We start from the raw sequence: 15605 nt of genomic DNA, 5'->3' as shown, positions 1-15605 counted from the left end.
CGAGTGGCAGGGGGATGCTGTGAACGAGGGGCACCGGACTTCTGTGAACGAGCGGGGCGACGGGTAGGGATGGAGCCATGACGACGACCGACGAGCAGTCGAGGTACCACCTCAGGGCCGGCGACGCCGCACGGGGCCCCTACGCCCTCGACATCGACCCGGAGCGCGCCGGGTGGGAGCGGTCGAGCCTGCGCGTCCTGGAGCTGGAGCCGGGTGGTGTTCATACGCTGGTCACCGGGGAGAGCGAATGGATCATCCTTCCGTTGTCCGGTGGCTGTACGGTGCAGGCAGCAGATGAGATCTTTGAACTGCTGGGCAGGAACGACGTGTTCGGCGAAGTGACCGATTTCGCCTACGTCCCACGCGACGCCCGCGCCCAGATCGCCTCCGGCGCAGGAGGCCGCTTCGCCCTGGCAGGAGCGAAGTGCGAGCGACGACTCCCCGCTCGCTACGGCCCCGCGCCGGAGGTACCGGTCGAGCTCCGCGGCGCCGGCGCCTGCTCGCGCCAGGTGAACAACTTCGCCGCCGCCGACACGTTCGACTGCGACCGGCTCATCGCCGTCGAGGTCCTCACCCCGGGCGGCAACTGGTCCTCGTACCCGCCCCACAAGCACGACGAGCACCACCCGGGCACCGAGTCCGTGCTCGAGGAGATCTACTACTTCGAGGTCGAGGGCGACGGCCTCGGCTACCACCGGGTTTCGCCGTCCCGCCCCGGAGGCACGGACGTCCTCGCCGAAGTCGCCACAGGGGACGCCGTCCTCATCCCCGACGGCTGGCACGGCCCGTCCGTCGCCCCGCCCGGCCGCACCCTGTACTACCTGAACGTGATGGCGGGACCGGGCGAGCAGCGCGAGTGGCTGATCCGCGACCACCCGGACCACCGCTGGATCCGCGACACCTGGCCCACGCAGCCCGTCGACCCACGGCTTCCCCTCCACGACGTGGAGGACGCCCGGTGACCACACCACGCAGCACGCCCCGCACCGCCTCGAAGCCGACCCGTCGGCTCACCACCGCCCAGGCCCTCATCGCCTTCCTCGCCCGCCAGTACACCGAGCGCGACGGCCGGCGTCACCGCCTGATCAACGCCACCTGGGGCATCTTCGGCCACGGCAACGTCGCCGGCATCGGACAGGCTCTCGTCGAATCCGGCCCCGCGATGCCGTACCTCCAAGGCCGCAGCGAACAGGCCATGGTGCACGCCGCCGTCGGATACGCCCGCCAGTCGGGCCGGCTCTCCGCCCACGCCGTCACCACCTCCATCGGCCCCGGCGCCACCAACCTCGTCACCGGTGCCGCGCTGGCCACCGTCAACCATCTGCCCGTACTGCTCCTGCCCGGCGACACCTTCGCGACCCGCCCCGCCGACCCCGTGCTGCAGCAGCTCGAAGTGCCGCACGCAGGCGACGTGTCGGTCAACGACTGCCTGCGCCCCGTCTCCCGTTACTTCGACCGGATCACCCGCCCCGAGGCGCTGATCCCGGCGGCTCTCCATGCCATGCGCACCCTCGCCGACCCGGCGGACACGGGCGCCGTCACACTCGCGCTGCCGCAGGACGTGCAGGCCGAGGCGTACGACTGGCCGGCGGAGTTCTTCGCGACGCGCGTCTGGAACGTACGCAGGCCGGCCCCCGACCCCCACGAGCTGGAACAGGCCGTCCGCGCGGTGCGCTCGGCACGCCGCCCCCTGATCGTCGCGGGCGGCGGCGTCCACCACAGCGCCGCCGAGGAGACCCTCGCCGCGTTCGCCGCCGACACCCGCATCCCCGTCGCCTCCACCCAGGCCGGCAAGGGATCCCTGCGCCACGACCACCCCGCCGATGTGGGCGGCATCGGCCACACCGGCACCGCCACCGCCGACGCGCTCGCCCGCGAGGCCGACCTGGTCATCGGCATCGGCACCCGCTACACCGACTTCACGACCGCGTCCGGCACCCTTTTCGCCGGCCCCGCCGTCCGCTTCCTCAACCTGAACATCACCGGCTTCGACGCCCACAAGCTCGCCGCCCTCCCCCTCGTCGCGGACGCCCGCACCGCGATCGAAGCCCTCGGCGAGGCCCTCGGCGCCCGCGGACACCGCGTCGACCCCGCCTACGAGAGCGCGTACACCGACGCCAAGGAGCGCTGGGAGCAGCGCGTCGACGCGGCCTTCGCCACCGACGACCCCGACGCCCGGCCCACCCAGGCACAGGTCCTCGGGCTGCTGGACGAGCTGGTCACCGAGGACGACATCCTGATCAACGCGGCGGGCTCCCTCCCCGGCGACCTCCACAAGCTGTGGCGGACCCGTTCCCCGCACCAGTACCACGTCGAATACGGCTACTCCTGCATGGGATACGAGATCCCCGCCGCCCTCGGGGTCCAGCTCGCGGCACCGGGCCGGCCCGTCTGGGCCCTCGTCGGCGACGGCACGTATCTGATGAACCCCACCGAGATCGTCACCGCCGTACAGGAGGGCCTGCCCGTCAAGCTCGTCATCCTGCAGAACCACGGATACGCGTCCATCGGCGGCCTCTCCGAGTCCGTCGGCGCCGAACGCTTCGGCACCGCCTACCGGCACCGCACCGCGGATGGAGCGTTCACCGGCACCCCGCTGCCCGTCGACCTCGCAGCCAACGCGGCATCCCTCGGCATGCGGGTGCTGCGCGCCGAGTCCGTGGGGGAGCTGCGCCAGGCCCTGGCCGAGGCGCGCGGCGCGGACCGTCCCACTTGTGTCTACGTCGAGACCGAAACGGCAGACACAGTGTCGGGGCCTCCGCCGGCACAGGCGTGGTGGGATGTTCCCGTAGCCGAAACCGCGACCCGCCCGTCGGCGGTCGAGGCCAGGAAAATGTACGACCGGCAGACCGCAGCCCGACGCCGCCACCTGTGAAGGAGCACGCTCATGAAGACCGTCGACCACTGGATCGGTGGCAAGCCCTTCGAGCGGGCTGCGGGCACGTCGGGCAACTACGGTCCGGTCACCGACCCCGCGACCGGCGCCGTCACGACCCAGGTCGCGCTCGCCTCCACCGAGGAGGTCGACGCCGCGGTCTCCGCCGCGAAGACGGCGTACGAGACGTGGGGCACCTCCTCGCTCTCCGCCCGCACCGCCGTCCTCTTCCGCTACCGCGCCCTGCTGGACTCCCACCGCGACGAGATCGCCGCGCTGATCACCGCCGAGCACGGCAAGGTGCACTCCGACGCGCTGGGCGAGGTCGCCCGCGGTCTGGAGATCGTCGAGCTGGCCTGCGGCATCACCACCCAGCTCAAGGGCGAGCTGTCGACCCAGGTCTCCAGCCGGGTCGACGTCTCCTCGATCCGGCAGCCGCTCGGCGTCGTCGCCGGCATCACGCCGTTCAACTTCCCCGCCATGGTGCCGATGTGGATGTTCCCGCTGGCGATCGCGTGCGGCAACACCTTCGTCCTGAAGCCCAGCGAGAAGGACCCGTCGGCCGCCAACCTGCTGGCCGAGCTGGCCGCCGAGGCGGGGCTGCCCGACGGTGTGCTGAACGTCCTGCACGGCGACAAGGTCGCCGTGGACGGGCTCCTCGCCCACCCCGACGTCGCCGCCGTCTCCTTCGTCGGCTCCACCCCCGTCGCCCGGTACATCCACGCCACCGCCTCCGCCAACGGCAAACGCGTCCAGGCGCTCGGCGGCGCTAAGAACCACATGCTCGTCCTCCCCGACGCCGACCTGGACGCCGCGGCCGACGCCGCCGTCTCGGCCGCGTACGGGTCAGCCGGTGAGCGCTGCATGGCCATCTCCGCGGTCGTCGCCGTGAGTTCCGTCGCCGACGAGCTGGTCGCGAAGATCCGTGAGCGCGCCGAGAAGATCATGATCGGCCCCGGCACGGACCCCACCTCCGAGATGGGCCCGCTGATCACCGCCGCCCACCGCGACAAGGTCGCCTCCTACGTCACCGGAGCCGCCGCCCAGGGCGCCGACGTCGTCCTCGACGGCACCGGCCACACGGTCGAGGGCTTCGAGGACGGCCACTGGATCGGCCTGTCCCTCCTGGACAACGTCTCCACGGACTCCGACGCCTACCGCGACGAGATCTTCGGCCCCGTCCTGTGCGTCCTGCGCGTCGCCACGTACGAGGACGGCGTCGCCCTCATGAACGCCTCGCCCTTCGGTAACGGCACCGCGATCTTCACCCGCGACGGCGGAGCGGCCCGCCGCTTCCAGCTGGAGATCGAGGCAGGCATGGTCGGCGTCAACGTCCCGATCCCGGTGCCGGTCGGCTACCACTCCTTCGGCGGCTGGAAGGACTCCCTCTTCGGCGACCACCACATCTACGGCAACGACGGCGTGCACTTCTACACCCGTGGCAAGGTCGTCACCACCCGCTGGCCCGACCCGGCCGACGCCCCGGCGGGCGTGGACCTCGGCTTCCCGCGCAATCACTGACCATTCCCGACACGGCGGACGCGGGCGCTCGCCGAGTGGAAGAGTGACCGCATGGAGACGGCGTCGCAGCTTCCGTTCGGCGAGATCCTGACGGACCGCCTGGGAGCGTGGCAGGGGGCGGTGTCCCCGGCGAGTTACTGGAAGCTCAGACGGTGCGGGTGGGCAGGATCGGCCGGGCAGGTGTGCACGCGCATCAGGCCGCGGCCGAGGTAGACATCAGTCGGGTCGATGACGCGCCGGTGGTTGCCGGCGTCCCGGTCCTCGATCGGCAGCCAGCTGCGCGAGGCCCCGTCGCACTCCCACTTGTCAACGGTCAGCAGGGGCGGCATCGCAGCCCCGCACACCTCGCAGTCGACCGGAGCGGGGTCGGTCAGATGCCAGGAGGCGAAGCCTCCGACTTTCCAGCCGGGTGCGATCGACAGGTCGCTCATGTAGTCGGTCTCCTCCGGTTCTGCGGCCCGGGCCACGGCCATTGCCGCCTCGTACTCCTCGTACGTCGCGTAACTCCCTGGCGAGGAGAAGCCGTCCTCCTCTTCCTCGTCGAGGAGTCCTTCCTCCCACGCGCCGATCTCCTCCTGGAGTTTTTCGTCCAGCAGTCCGAGATACTCGTGCTCCACCACTTGCTCCGGGTGCACGACGCACACGGTCGGCACGCATTCCCTGCGGCCGACCACCGGCGGCTCGGGCTGCGGTGTGAGTACGGTGCCGATGTCGGTGGAACGCCGCCATTTCAGCACGACGTCGATGGTGCGGGCGTCGCCGTGTACCTCGAAGGGACACCAGAAGACCTGCAGGAGGTCGTGGCCCTCGGGTCCCACAAGATCCGGGATCTCTCGTGCGTACAACTGGGCAACGGCCAGCATCGGCAACGGGTCGTCGTCATGAAGCCCCGGGACGTGGGTGTCCTCGGGTATGCCGTCGAGCAGGCGCTGTTCGTCCTCTGTGCGCTCCCGTCCCCGGGAGTCGTTCAGGATCCGACGGCGCAGCCGCACGTCGGAGAGCAGGTGGCCCGTGCCCTTCCGGTGGACGGCCGTGCACACCGGCCACGCTTCGTCGGCCGGCCACAGCAGAGGGCCCGCCACCGAACTCTCCTGTGCCCCGGGAGAACCATGACGTGGATGCAGCCGCGTGGCTGTGCGCCGGTGAGCCGCAAGGGCGGGGAAGACCGCTTGCACGTCGAGGGGACGTGGCGGGGTGGTGCGGGGCATGAGACAGCCTTCCAGGCGCGGCAGGTGGCGACCCGGCTCCCGTGGACAGCGGGCGCGAAACTCTACTACGTGGTGGGAGCGGTGGTGGGCCGGTGAACCTCCACCCTGCTGACACTCTGCTTGTTGGCCTCGCGGACCCTGGCGAGCAGCTCAGCCCGGCGCCGCTCGGCGGCCGTCGCGTCATCTGTGTCCAGGTCGCCCGGAGCGGCCCCCTCCGAATGCGGAGCCGTCTCGGAGGTCACTGGCTCGTTCACCTGACGCTCCGCCGGAGTGTGGCGATCAGCTGATGTGCCGTGGACAGGTTGCAGCGCCCCAGGTCCACCAGAGGCCGCGGTACCGCGGCGGCGAGTGACGGGGCGTCGAGACGGAGAGAAGGCAGCTTCACGCCCACGGCGTCCAGCGCTTCCCTCAGGTCTTCCCTGGCCGTCTCGGCCTCCTTGATCCGCTCTGCGGCGGCCCGGCGTTCTTCCGTGCTCACGTGCGGTACTCCTCGATGGTTCGGTCTCGGGTTGTTCCACCACAGAGCATCGGTCCGTATCGGTACGATCACCAGGTGTAGTCATTTTCGAGGCGCCGAGTGAAAACGGGTGACCGCTGTGCCCGCACCGAAGAAGCTGGACCCGACGCAGTCCCTGGAAGCGCTGTACGGCTCGATGCTCCGCAAACTCCGTACGAGAGCGGGCTGGACCCAGCGGGAGCTGGGGAACATGATCCCGATCGCGCACAGCCGCATCGCGCAGTTCGAACTCGGCAACGAGACGCCCGTGTTCGATGTGGCCGACGCCCTTGACCGGCTGCTCAAGGCCGACGGCGACCTGATGGATCTATGGCAGCACGTGGTGCGGACGCCGATCCCGAACTGGGCCATCCGGTACGTCAATCTGGAGCCGAAGGCGACCAAGATCCGGAAGTATGCGGCCCACTCCGTGCCCGGCCTGCTCCAGACCGAGGCGTACACGAGGGCTCTTCTGGGCGTCGCGCGACCGAGCGTGGGGGACGGGCTGGAGAAGCTGCTCGCGGCGCGGATGGCGCGGCAGGGCATCCTGAGCGGAGAGAAGCCGCCCGTGCTGTGGGCGGTGCTCGACGAAGCGGTGCTCCACCGGGTGGTGGACCAGCCGTCCGTCATGTCTGAACAGCTGAACCACCTGATCGACGTGGCCGAAGCCCGCAACGAGATCACCCTGCAAGTTCTGCCGTTCAGCGCGGGAGCCCACCCGCTGTTGGACGGATCAGCAACCGTGCTCTCTTTCGCCTCGCGAGCCGATGTCGCATACCTGGAGGGGTCTCACTCGGGCGAGTTGATCGAGCATGATGCGGGGGTTGCCGAATACGCCTTAGCATTCGATTACTTGCTCAGTCTTGCGCTGTCGCCACGTGCGTCAGTCACTCTGCTCCGTTCCGCACTGGAGGACCTCAATCATGACGCTCGTCTCCCCAGTCGCTCCGCACGCCGCCGCCTGGCGCAAGTCCAGCTACAGCAACACGCAGGGCGGCGACTGCGTGGAAGTCGCTGACGGATTTCCCCGTGCGCTGCCCGTCCGCGACAGCAAGGTGCCTCACGGCCCGACGCTCATGTTCGGGCCCGATGCGTGGTCCGCGTTCATCGGCGAGGTCAAGACGGGCCGCACCGCGTAGCGAAAACCAGGTGCTGTGATGCGCCGAGGTCCCGCATTCTGGGGCGTATGAACGACCGGACAGGCCCGCCCCGTTACGAGATCCGCGCGCAGCACACCGACTCCACCGTCACCGTGTACCAGGCGTACCCGCCGGTGATCGGGCTGCCCGCCGCCCGTGACGGGCGCTTCCCGTCGGCCTGGAAGCGCGACCGCATGACGTGGATCAAGCCGAGCTTCCTATGGATGATGTACCGCTGCGGCTGGGGCACGAAGGAGGGCCAGGAGACCGTGCTCGCAGTCGAGATCACCCGTGACGGCTTCGGGTGGGCGCTGGAGAACGCCGAACTCTCGCACTACGTACGCGACGTGCACGAGGACCAGGGTGCGTGGAAGCGGGCGCTGCGGTCCGCTCCCGCGCGGGTCCAGTGGGACCCCGAGCGTGATCTGGACCTGAATCCGTTGCCGTACCGCTCGCTCCAGCTCGGGCTCTCCGGGGAGGCAGCCCGGCGGTACGCCGACGAGTGGACCGTGTCCGTCCGCGATGTCACACCCCTGGCCCGTGAGATACACGCGGCCGTCCGGGCGGGGGACCGGGAGAAGGCCGCCGCCCTGCTGCCCCGGGAGACACCGCTCGATCTCCGTGCTCCTCGTCCGGTGGCCTCGGCCTCCCGGCTACGACCCTGACTTTCGGCAGTGCCGGCCGGGCCCCGGATTCCGTACCGTCGAGCCGGTGAACCTGAACCTGATGTCGCGCCTCGCGGCCGTGGCCGGATGCGGCGGGCTGAGCCTGGTGAGTCCGTGGTGGGCCGTGCCGACCGTGGTCACCGCGTTCCTGGCGGGGCGGGGCCCCGGGAGAACCGGAACGGTCCTCTGCGCGTGGGCCGCCGTGCTCGCCGCCGGGGTGGTGGCCGCCTCGCTGGTGCCGCCCCTGCTCGCGCTCGGTACCCGGTTCGTCGGGGTGATGGTTCTGGGCGTCCTGCTGCCCTGGTTCGCCGGGCGGTTCTGGCGGCAGTACCAGGAGCTGGTCCGGGCCGGCTGGGAGAGAGCCGAACGGCTGGAGCGGGAGCGGCAGTTGACCGGCGAGCAGGCGCGGCTGGCGGAGCGGGCCCGTATCGCTCAGGACATGCATGACGTGCTCGGCCACGACCTCAGCCTGATCGCCCTGTCGGCGGGCGCCCTCCAGCTCGCACCCGGCCTCGACGAGCAGCAGCGGCGTACCGCCCGGGACATCAGGGCACGGGCAGCCACGGCGGTCGAGCGGCTGGGGGAAGTGGTCGGCGTCCTGAGCGAGGACGCGGAACCGCCGCCGTTGCGGCCGCACGGGCAGGAGCTGACCGAGCTGGTCGGCGATGCGGCCGGGTCCGGGCTGAGGGTCGAACTGCGGGTGGACGGCCAGGCGGGCGGGCTTCCTCCCGTCGTCGCGCGGGCCGTGCACCGGGTCGTGCAGGAGGCGCTGACCAACGTGGCCAGGCACGCGCCCCTCGCGGCGACGACCGTCCAGGTCAGGCACACGGAGACCGAGACCCGGGTGGTCGTCGTCAACGGTCCCGCGAAGACCCCGGCCGGGCGGCCGCCGGGGCAGGGGGGCCGGGGGCTCATCGGACTCCACGAGCGGGTCCGGCTCGCCGGCGGCACCTTCGAGTACGGGCCCAGGGACGGCGGCTTCGCCGTGTCCGCCCGGTTGCCGCACCGTCTCCCGGCACGGCTGCCGGAACGTCGCACTCCTGAGTCCCCGGCCGGGGCGCCGACGGAGTTCCGCAGGACACGGCGGCGCGCGCGCCGCACCCTGACCGCCGCGATCCTGGTCCCGCTGTGCGCCGGCGCGGTGCTGGCCGCCGCGGTGACGGGCTGGGACATGGTGTCGGCGGCACGGTCGACGCTTGGTCCGGGTGACTACGCCCGGCTGCGGGTGGGGCAGGATCGTGCGGAGGTGCGGCGGATGCTCCCGGACCGCCAGTCGGTCCACCGGCCGTCCGGTGGCGAGCGGGCCGAGGGACGAGGAGTGACGTGCGAGTACTACGCGATGACGGCCGACCGCTTCGACAGCCGGTCCGGGGACGCCTACCGGCTCTGCTTCCGCGAGGACCGGTTGATCTCCCTCGACGCCCTGACCGGGTGAGCGCGCGATGACACGGGTCCTGATCGCCGACGACGAGCCGATGATCCGGGCGGGCGTGCGGGCCGTGCTGTCGACCGACCCGGACATCGAGATCGTCGCCGAGGCGGGCGACGGACATGAGGCGGTGGAGCTCGTGCGGCTCCACCGCCCCGATGTGGCCGTGCTCGACGTACGGATGCCGAGGACCAACGGCATCGACGCCGCGGCGGAGATCAGCCGGACCGCTCCCGCCACGGGCATCATCATGCTCACGACGTTCGGTGAGGACGACTACATCCTCCGGGCGCTCGGCTGCGGGGCCGCCGGCTTCCTGATCAAGTCGGGTGAGCCCGAGGAACTCCTCGCGGGCGTACGGGCGGTGGCCGACGGCGCCGCCTATCTGTCACCGAAGGTCGCCGCGCGTGTGGTCGCGCACCTCGCGTCGGGCGGGGCCGGTGTCCAGGCCGGGCGCCGGGCCGCCGCCCGGGAGAAGGTCGCCGGACTGACTCCCAGGGAACGCGAGGTGCTGTCCTTCCTCGGCAGCGGGCTGTCCAACGGGCAGATCGCCCGGCGGCTGCACGTGGTGGAGGGGACCGTCAAGGCGCATGTCAGCTCCGTCCTGTCCCGCCTCGGGGTGGACAACCGCGCCGCCGCCGCCGTCATGGCCCACGAGGCGGGTGTCGTGCCCGCGCATACGGCGGAGAACGGCTGACGCGACGCGCTCCACCGGCCGCTGGGCGACGATCAGGAGCGCCGCCACCACGGCCGCGCCGAGCAGTGCGCCGGCGAGCACGTCGTGCGGGTAGTGGACTCCTGTCAGGACACGCAGCAACGCTGCCGCCACGGCCAACGGCACGGTCACGGCGGCCAGACGGGGCCGTCGGATCGCGAGCCCCGTCGCCAGTGCGGCGGCCAGCGTGGCGTGGTTGCTGGGGAACGACCAGTCGCCGGCCTCCGGACACGCGGCCACGGCCTCGGCGCCGGGCACGGCCCGGCACGGGCGTTCCTCGTCCGTCACCAGCTTCAGCGCCTCACTGATGGCGTACGCCACCACGGTCCCGGCGCCGGTCAGGACGGTTCCGGCAGTCAGGCGAGCGTCCCTGCGGCGCACCGCCGTCCAGCCGAGCAGGAGCAGCAACAGGCCCAGGGCGACCAGGGTGCCCTCGGTGACCGGCTCCAGGAGGTGGGCCGGCCGGTCGGGCGCGTCCGCGACCGTCGCGGTCAACGACCGGTACAGGGACACGGACGCACCCTGGGTCACCTCGGTGGGATCGGCCTGGCCGAGCCCACCTGGTGAAAGGAACACGACGGCGCCGGCGGCCGCCGCCAGAAGGGCTGCCCCGCAGAGCAGGCGGGGGGCCAGGGAAGGTGGATTCTTCATGCCGCCGAACGTACGAGCGGTGACGGGCCGGGCACCCGGGCCGAACGGCAGGGCACGCATACGACGATCGTCAGGGGGGAGCGGCGCCCCGCGACCTGCCGTCAGGCGGTGACGATGTCGGGCTTCAGCGGCAGGAGGGTCTGCGCGATCGTGCCGATGGTGGCGTCGTCCAGGCCCGCCTCCTTCAGCGCACCGGCCAGATGGCCGACGACGCGGTCGAACGCCTCGCTCGTGATGGCCAGTCCCTGGTGTGCGCGCTGCATCGTTCGTCCTGGATACGGCGCCTTGGCGCCCAACGCCTGCCCGACGAAGAGACTTTGGTGCCGCTTGAGCCGTTCCATGTCCCGGCCCTCGAAATATCCGCTGAGTTCGGGGTCCGCGAGGACACGTCCGTAGAAGATGTCGACCACGGCTGCGACCGCGTCCGCTCCGCCGATGTTCTCGAAGAGTGTGGATTCCTTTGCGGTGTCTGTCATCCGGGCAGACTCCGCCCACCACCTTGCGGACCGGTCAGCGCGTGATTGCCCACCAGTTACTTCGCCCACACGCAGGGCCCTCGCGCGGGGTGAGCATCCGTACACACGGCGGTTACCCGGGAGCTCACCCCGGCGCACCCGGACGCGCTCAGGACGGAGTGCCGAACTCCCAGGTCAGCGTGGCGAACACCCCGTCGTCCGCCGCGCCAGCCGAGCGGTAGGTGGCGAGCGCCGCCTCGTCGTCACGCTCCACCCCGACCCACATGTCGTAGCAGCCCCGTGCCCGGGCCTCGGCGGCCAGGGCCTGGGTCAGCGCCCGGCCGATGCCGCGTCGGCGGTACGACTCGTCGACGGAGAGTTCGTACAGGCACATCTCCGTGCCCTTGTCGGGGTGCAGCATCTCGATGCCGGTGACGAACCCGGCCGGGACGGCGTCCACGTACGCGATCATCAGCAGATGGCCGTCCGCCGCCAGGAAGCGGGCCGCCCACTCGGGACGGGGCGGGGCGTCGTAGAGGTGTGCGGCGGCGAGGAGCTCCGCGGTGGTGGTGGCGGGGCGGATGTCCACGTCTGGGCCTTTCGTGTGTTCGGTGTACCGCATGCGGAGTACGTCCGGACCGTGTCGTACCTCTCAGGGAGGCCGCGGACTTCCCCCCGGTGGCATCCTGGCGCACCGTGCGTTCCGTTTAGGGTCGGGGCATGGATAAACCGACTTCCCGGTGGCGGCACCGGCTGCCCCGTACCCCAGGCCGGTGGGCCGCGGTGGTCGCCGCTCTCGCCGTGCTCGTGGGCGCCGGGACCTGGACCGCCGTCGCCGACGTCAGCGAACCGCCCGTGCACCGGCAGGACCGGATGATGAAGATGAACGGGGTGTCGGTCGACACCTCGTACTTCACGTCAGGGGGCACGCAGCGCCGGCCGGCCGTCCTCATCGGGCACGGCTTCGGCGGCAGCAAGAACGAGGTGCGCGCCCAGGCCGAGAAGCTGGCCGCCGACGGGTACGCCGTCATGACGTGGTCCGCCCGCGGATTCGGGAGGACGAGCGGGCAGATCACGCTCAACGCCCCCGACGGCGAGGTCAAGGACGTGTCCGGGCTCATCGACTGGCTGGCGGACCGGCCGGAGGTGGAGCTCGACGCGAAGGGCGACCCGCGCGTCGGTGTCACCGGCGCCTCGTACGGTGGCGCCGTGTCGCTGCTCGCCGCCGGTCACGACGAGCGGGTCGACGCCATCGCACCGGTGATCAGCTACTGGAATCTCGCCGACGCGCTCTTCCCGGACGGGGTGTTCAAGAAACTCTGGGCCGGGATCTTCGTCAGCTCCGGCGGCGGCTGCGAGAAGTTCGAGAAGCAGCTGTGCGAGATGTACGAGCGGGTCGCCGTCAGCGGCAAGCCGGACGCCGCCGCGCGCCAACTCCTGACGGAACGTTCCCCCGAGGCCGTGGCCGACCGGATCGACGTACCCGCGCTCATCCTCCAGGGCCAGAGCGACTCGCTCTTCCCGCTCGGCCAGGCCGACGCCATGGCCAAGGCCATCAAGGGCAACGGCGCGCCCGTGTCCGTCGACTGGATCGCGGGCGGGCACGACGGAGGGGACGACGAGGGTGACCGCGTCGAAGGCCGGGTCGGGGACTGGTTCGACCGGTATCTGAAGGAGGAGAAGGGCGCCGACACGGGGCCGGGGTTCCGTGTGACCCGGACCGGCGGCGTCGACTCCACCGACGGAGCCGCCCTGAAGCGCGGCGCGAGCAGCGCCACGTATCCCGGACTGACCAGCGGCGGGCGGAAGATCGCCCTGACCGGGGCCGGGCAGCAGCCCGTGCCGGGCGGCGGGGGACAGGACCAGCCCGCCACGGGCGGCGGACAGCAGCAGCCCGCGACCGGCGGTGGGCGGAACACCCCCGCCGGCGGCCCGGCCCAGACCTTCCGCAACCCGGCCGGGGCCAACCCGCCCTCCATCTCGGCCGTCCCCGGCATCGGCGGCGGGCTCTCCCAGCTGTCCTCGCTCGGCGTCGGGTTCTCCCTCGACTTCCCCGGGCAGTACGCGCGCTTCGACTCCGCCCCGCTGGACAGCGCCGTTCACGTCACCGGATCGCCCACCGTCCGTGTGAACGTGAAGGCGGACCAGGGCGACGCGGTGCTCTTCGGCAAGGTCTACGACGTCTCGCCGGACGGGAAGCAGCAGGTGCTGCCCTCCCAGCTCGTCTCCCCCTACCGGATCACCCCCGAGGAGCAGGGCGAGCCGGTCGAGCTGACCCTGCCCGCCGTCGACCACGAGGTGGACGCCGGGCACCGGCTCCGCCTCGTCCTCTCCGCGACGGACCTCGCCTACGCCTCACCCGCCGAGCCCGCGACGTACACCGTCTCCCTCGACGGGGCGCTGACCGTCCCGACGGCCCCTGCCGTGCGGACCGCCGCGGTCGTTCTGCCCTGGTGGACCTGGGGGCTCCCGGCGGCCGCGCTCGTCATCGCCGCCGCCCTCCTGCTCACCGCGAGGCGCCGCACCACGACCCCCGCCCCGGACCCGGCGCTGACCGGCGTACCGCTGCAGATCACCGGGCTGTCCAAGAAGTACGCGAAGTCCGCCGACCGGTACGCGGTGCGCGACCTCGGCTTCCGGGTCGAGAAGGGGCAGGTCCTCGGCCTCCTCGGACCGAACGGTGCGGGCAAGACCACCACCCTGCGCATGCTGATGGGACTCATCACCCCCGACGCCGGTGAGATCCGCGTCTTCGGGCACGCGATCCGCCCCGGAGCGCCGGTACTGTCCCGCGTGGGGTCCTTCGTCGAAGGCGCCGGTTTCCTCCCGCACCTGTCGGGCCGCTCCAACCTGGAGCTGTACTGGCAGGCCACCGGGCGGCCCGCCGAGGACGCCCACATCGACGAGGCCCTGGAGATCGCCGGGCTCGGCGACGCCCTGGCCCGCGCCGTGCGCACCTACTCCCAGGGCATGCGGCAGCGTCTCGCCATCGCCCAGGCCATGCTCGGCATGCCGGACCTCCTCATCCTCGACGAACCGACCAACGGGCTGGACCCGCCCCAGATCCGCGAGATGCGGGACGTGATGATCCGGTACGCGGCCGGGGGCCGGACCGTGATCGTCTCCAGCCACCTCCTCTCCGAGGTCGAACAGTCCTGCACCCACCTGGTGGTCATGGACCGCGGCCGTCTCGTCCAGGCCGGCCCGGTCGCCGAGATCACCGGCTCCGGTGACACGCTGCTCGTCACCACGGACGCCGAGGTGTCCGAACCGCTCGTGGACAAGGTGGCAGCCCTCCCGGGCATCGGCTCCGCCGCCGTCGTCCGTCCGGACGACGGCCACGGCCTGCTGGTCCGTCTCGACGGCGCCACAGCCGCGCAGCTGGTCTCCGAACTGGTACGTCTCGACGTACCGGTGACGGGTGTCGGACCGCACCGCCGCCTGGAGGACGCGTTCCTCACCCTCATCTCCCAAGGATCCGCATGAGCTCCGCACCAGAGATCCAGGCCCTCGCCGAAGCCCCCGGATACCACGCCCGCCGTACCCTGCCGCTGCGCGTGGAGGCGATGAGGCAACTGCGCAGGCGGCGCACCCTGCTCATGTTCGGGGTACTGGCAGCCCTGCCGTTCGTCCTGATCATCGCCTTCGCGGTCGGCGGCACTCCGGGCGGTGGCGAGGGGGGCGGCGGCGGAGGCGGTTCGCGGATCAACCTCATGGACGTCGCGACGGAGTCCGCCGCGAACTTCGCTGCGACCTGCCTCTTCGTCTCCGCCGGCTTCCTGCTGGTGGTGCCGGTGGCCCTGTTCTGCGGGGACACCGTGGCCTCCGAGGCGAGCTGGTCCTCGCTGCGCTACCTGCTCGCGGCGCCCGTGCCCCGGGCCAGGCTGCTGTGGAGCAAGCTCGTCGTGGCGCTCGGTTTCAGCCTCGCCGCGATGGTGCTCCTGCCGATGGTCGCCCTGGGCGCGGGAGCGGCGGCGTACGGCTGGGGGCCGCTGAGACTGCCCACAGGGGGCGAGCTCAGCACCTCGGACACCGTGCCACGCCTCGCGCTCGTCGTCGCCTTCATCTTCGTCTCCCAACTCGTCACCGCCGGGCTGGCGTTCTGGCTGTCGACGAAGACGGACGCACCGCTCGGCGCGGTGGGCGGCGCGGTGGGACTGACCATCGTGGGCAACGTCCTGGACGCGGTCACCGCGCTCGGCACCTGGCGTGAATTCCTGCCCGCGCACTGGCAGTTCGCCTGGGCCGACGCGCTCCAGCCCGAACTCGCCTGGGGCGGGATGGTGAAGGGCACGGCCGTATCGGTGACCTTTGCCCTGATTCTGTTCGCCCTCGCCTTCCGAGGGTTCAGCCGTAAGGACATCGTGTCCTGACCTTGATGTTCCGCCCCGCCCGCGCCCGTCGTTGCACCATCGAGACTGTTCCGCAACGCTTCCGACGACTCCGGCCGA

General features: G+C 71.5%; 15 protein-coding genes and 1 pseudogene. 10 read left to right on the top strand and 6 right to left on the bottom strand.

Annotated features, from left to right (window positions below):
- Nucleotides 1–77 precede the first annotated feature (77 nt).
- The 3 genes from iolB to ACWD04_RS04110 are packed head-to-tail and all read left to right on the top strand — an operon-like array spanning nucleotide 78 to nucleotide 4396.
- Entirely contained in the window at nucleotides 78–962 is an 885-nt protein-coding gene (gene iolB, locus ACWD04_RS04120; RefSeq protein WP_451127870.1) for a 5-deoxy-glucuronate isomerase, read from the top strand.
- Nucleotides 959–2875, top strand: a complete 1917-nt coding sequence (iolD, locus tag ACWD04_RS04115) for a 3D-(3,5/4)-trihydroxycyclohexane-1,2-dione acylhydrolase (decyclizing) (RefSeq protein WP_451127868.1) — start codon at nucleotides 959–961, stop codon at nucleotides 2873–2875. The genes iolB and iolD overlap by 4 nt, the downstream gene beginning before the upstream one ends.
- Before the next feature lie 12 nt (nucleotides 2876–2887).
- Entirely contained in the window at nucleotides 2888–4396 is a 1509-nt protein-coding gene (locus tag ACWD04_RS04110) for a CoA-acylating methylmalonate-semialdehyde dehydrogenase (RefSeq protein ID WP_451127866.1), read from the top strand.
- 134 nt (nucleotides 4397–4530) lie between these two features.
- On the opposite strand, the gene ACWD04_RS04105 is transcribed toward ACWD04_RS04110, so the two are convergent.
- The 3 genes from ACWD04_RS04105 to ACWD04_RS04095 form a co-directional block, all read right to left on the bottom strand.
- On the bottom strand, nucleotides 4531–5478 hold the full coding sequence (locus ACWD04_RS04105) for a hypothetical protein (RefSeq protein WP_451127864.1): 948 nt from the start codon (nucleotides 5476–5478) through the stop codon (nucleotides 4531–4533).
- A 191-nt stretch (nucleotides 5479–5669) separates the two neighbouring features.
- The gene (locus ACWD04_RS04100) at nucleotides 5670–5858 is read right to left on the bottom strand and encodes a hypothetical protein (RefSeq protein ID WP_451127862.1); all 189 of its coding nucleotides are present in this window, start codon (nucleotides 5856–5858) and stop codon (nucleotides 5670–5672) included.
- Nucleotides 5855–6082: a hypothetical protein gene (locus ACWD04_RS04095; RefSeq protein ID WP_451127860.1), complete on the bottom strand. Its 228-nt coding sequence runs from the start codon at nucleotides 6080–6082 to the stop codon at nucleotides 5855–5857. Before ACWD04_RS04095 ends, ACWD04_RS04100 begins: the two co-directional genes overlap by 4 nt.
- Before the next feature lie 109 nt (nucleotides 6083–6191).
- Here ACWD04_RS04095 and ACWD04_RS04090 point away from each other — a divergent pair, with 109 nt between their 5' ends.
- From ACWD04_RS04090 to ACWD04_RS04070, 5 genes are read left to right on the top strand one after another with little or no spacing between them, the layout of a single operon-like run.
- Entirely contained in the window at nucleotides 6192–7118 is a 927-nt protein-coding gene (locus ACWD04_RS04090; protein ID WP_451127859.1) for a helix-turn-helix domain-containing protein, read from the top strand.
- Entirely contained in the window at nucleotides 7024–7239 is a 216-nt protein-coding gene (locus tag ACWD04_RS04085) for a DUF397 domain-containing protein (RefSeq protein ID WP_451127857.1), read from the top strand. Before ACWD04_RS04090 ends, ACWD04_RS04085 begins: the two co-directional genes overlap by 95 nt.
- A gap of 47 nt (nucleotides 7240–7286) precedes the next feature.
- Complete coding sequence (locus ACWD04_RS04080) at nucleotides 7287–7904, top strand: DUF4291 domain-containing protein (protein ID WP_451127855.1); 618 nt, start codon at nucleotides 7287–7289, stop codon at nucleotides 7902–7904.
- A 46-nt stretch (nucleotides 7905–7950) separates the two neighbouring features.
- On the top strand, nucleotides 7951–9339 hold the full coding sequence (locus ACWD04_RS04075) for a sensor histidine kinase (RefSeq protein ID WP_451127853.1): 1389 nt from the start codon (nucleotides 7951–7953) through the stop codon (nucleotides 9337–9339).
- Nucleotides 9340–9346: 7 nt separating this feature from the next.
- Nucleotides 9347–10030: a response regulator gene (locus ACWD04_RS04070; RefSeq protein ID WP_451127851.1), complete on the top strand. Its 684-nt coding sequence runs from the start codon at nucleotides 9347–9349 to the stop codon at nucleotides 10028–10030.
- 18 nt (nucleotides 10031–10048) lie between these two features.
- Here the strand turns inward: ACWD04_RS04070 and ACWD04_RS04065 are convergent.
- From ACWD04_RS04065 to ACWD04_RS04055, 3 genes and pseudogenes are all read right to left on the bottom strand, one after another.
- Nucleotides 10049–10699 (bottom strand): annotated as a pseudogene (locus tag ACWD04_RS04065) (phosphatase PAP2 family protein); the annotation flags it as partial.
- Between the two features lie 101 nt (nucleotides 10700–10800).
- Nucleotides 10801–11175 (bottom strand): group I truncated hemoglobin, encoded by a 375-nt coding sequence (locus ACWD04_RS04060; protein ID WP_451127849.1) that lies wholly within the window; start codon nucleotides 11173–11175, stop codon nucleotides 10801–10803.
- A 148-nt stretch (nucleotides 11176–11323) separates the two neighbouring features.
- The gene (locus tag ACWD04_RS04055; RefSeq protein WP_451127847.1) at nucleotides 11324–11743 is read right to left on the bottom strand and encodes an N-acetyltransferase family protein; all 420 of its coding nucleotides are present in this window, start codon (nucleotides 11741–11743) and stop codon (nucleotides 11324–11326) included.
- Between the two features lie 131 nt (nucleotides 11744–11874).
- Between ACWD04_RS04055 and ACWD04_RS04050 the strand changes: the two genes are divergently transcribed.
- On the top strand, nucleotides 11875–14640 hold the full coding sequence (locus tag ACWD04_RS04050; protein WP_451127845.1) for an alpha/beta fold hydrolase: 2766 nt from the start codon (nucleotides 11875–11877) through the stop codon (nucleotides 14638–14640).
- A complete protein-coding gene (locus ACWD04_RS04045) occupies nucleotides 14637–15527 on the top strand; it encodes an ABC transporter permease (RefSeq protein ID WP_451127843.1) in 891 nt (296 codons plus the stop codon). The genes ACWD04_RS04050 and ACWD04_RS04045 overlap by 4 nt, the downstream gene beginning before the upstream one ends.
- The last annotated feature ends 78 nt before the right edge of the window (nucleotides 15528–15605 follow it).

The sequence above is a fragment of the Streptomyces sp. NPDC002911 genome (assembly GCF_053591835.1).
The sequence above is the reverse complement of the archived record's forward strand: the minus strand, read 5'-3'. Positions and strand labels throughout refer to the sequence as shown.

What these genes read in the sequence shown, in the direction of transcription:
- ACWD04_RS04070 (WP_451127851.1), top strand. Translation starts at nt 9,347, where the DNA reads ATGACACGGGTCCTGATCGCCGACGACGAGCCGATGATCCGGGCGGGC.
- ACWD04_RS04060 (WP_451127849.1), bottom strand. Translation starts at nt 11,175, where the DNA reads ATGACAGACACCGCAAAGGAATCCACACTCTTCGAGAACATCGGCGGA.
- ACWD04_RS04110 (WP_451127866.1), top strand. Translation starts at nt 2,888, where the DNA reads ATGAAGACCGTCGACCACTGGATCGGTGGCAAGCCCTTCGAGCGGGCT.
- ACWD04_RS04045 (WP_451127843.1), top strand. Translation starts at nt 14,637, where the DNA reads ATGAGCTCCGCACCAGAGATCCAGGCCCTCGCCGAAGCCCCCGGATAC.
- ACWD04_RS04085 (WP_451127857.1), top strand. Translation starts at nt 7,024, where the DNA reads ATGACGCTCGTCTCCCCAGTCGCTCCGCACGCCGCCGCCTGGCGCAAG.
- iolB (WP_451127870.1), top strand. Translation starts at nt 78, where the DNA reads ATGACGACGACCGACGAGCAGTCGAGGTACCACCTCAGGGCCGGCGAC.
- ACWD04_RS04080 (WP_451127855.1), top strand. Translation starts at nt 7,287, where the DNA reads ATGAACGACCGGACAGGCCCGCCCCGTTACGAGATCCGCGCGCAGCAC.
- ACWD04_RS04050 (WP_451127845.1), top strand. Translation starts at nt 11,875, where the DNA reads ATGGATAAACCGACTTCCCGGTGGCGGCACCGGCTGCCCCGTACCCCA.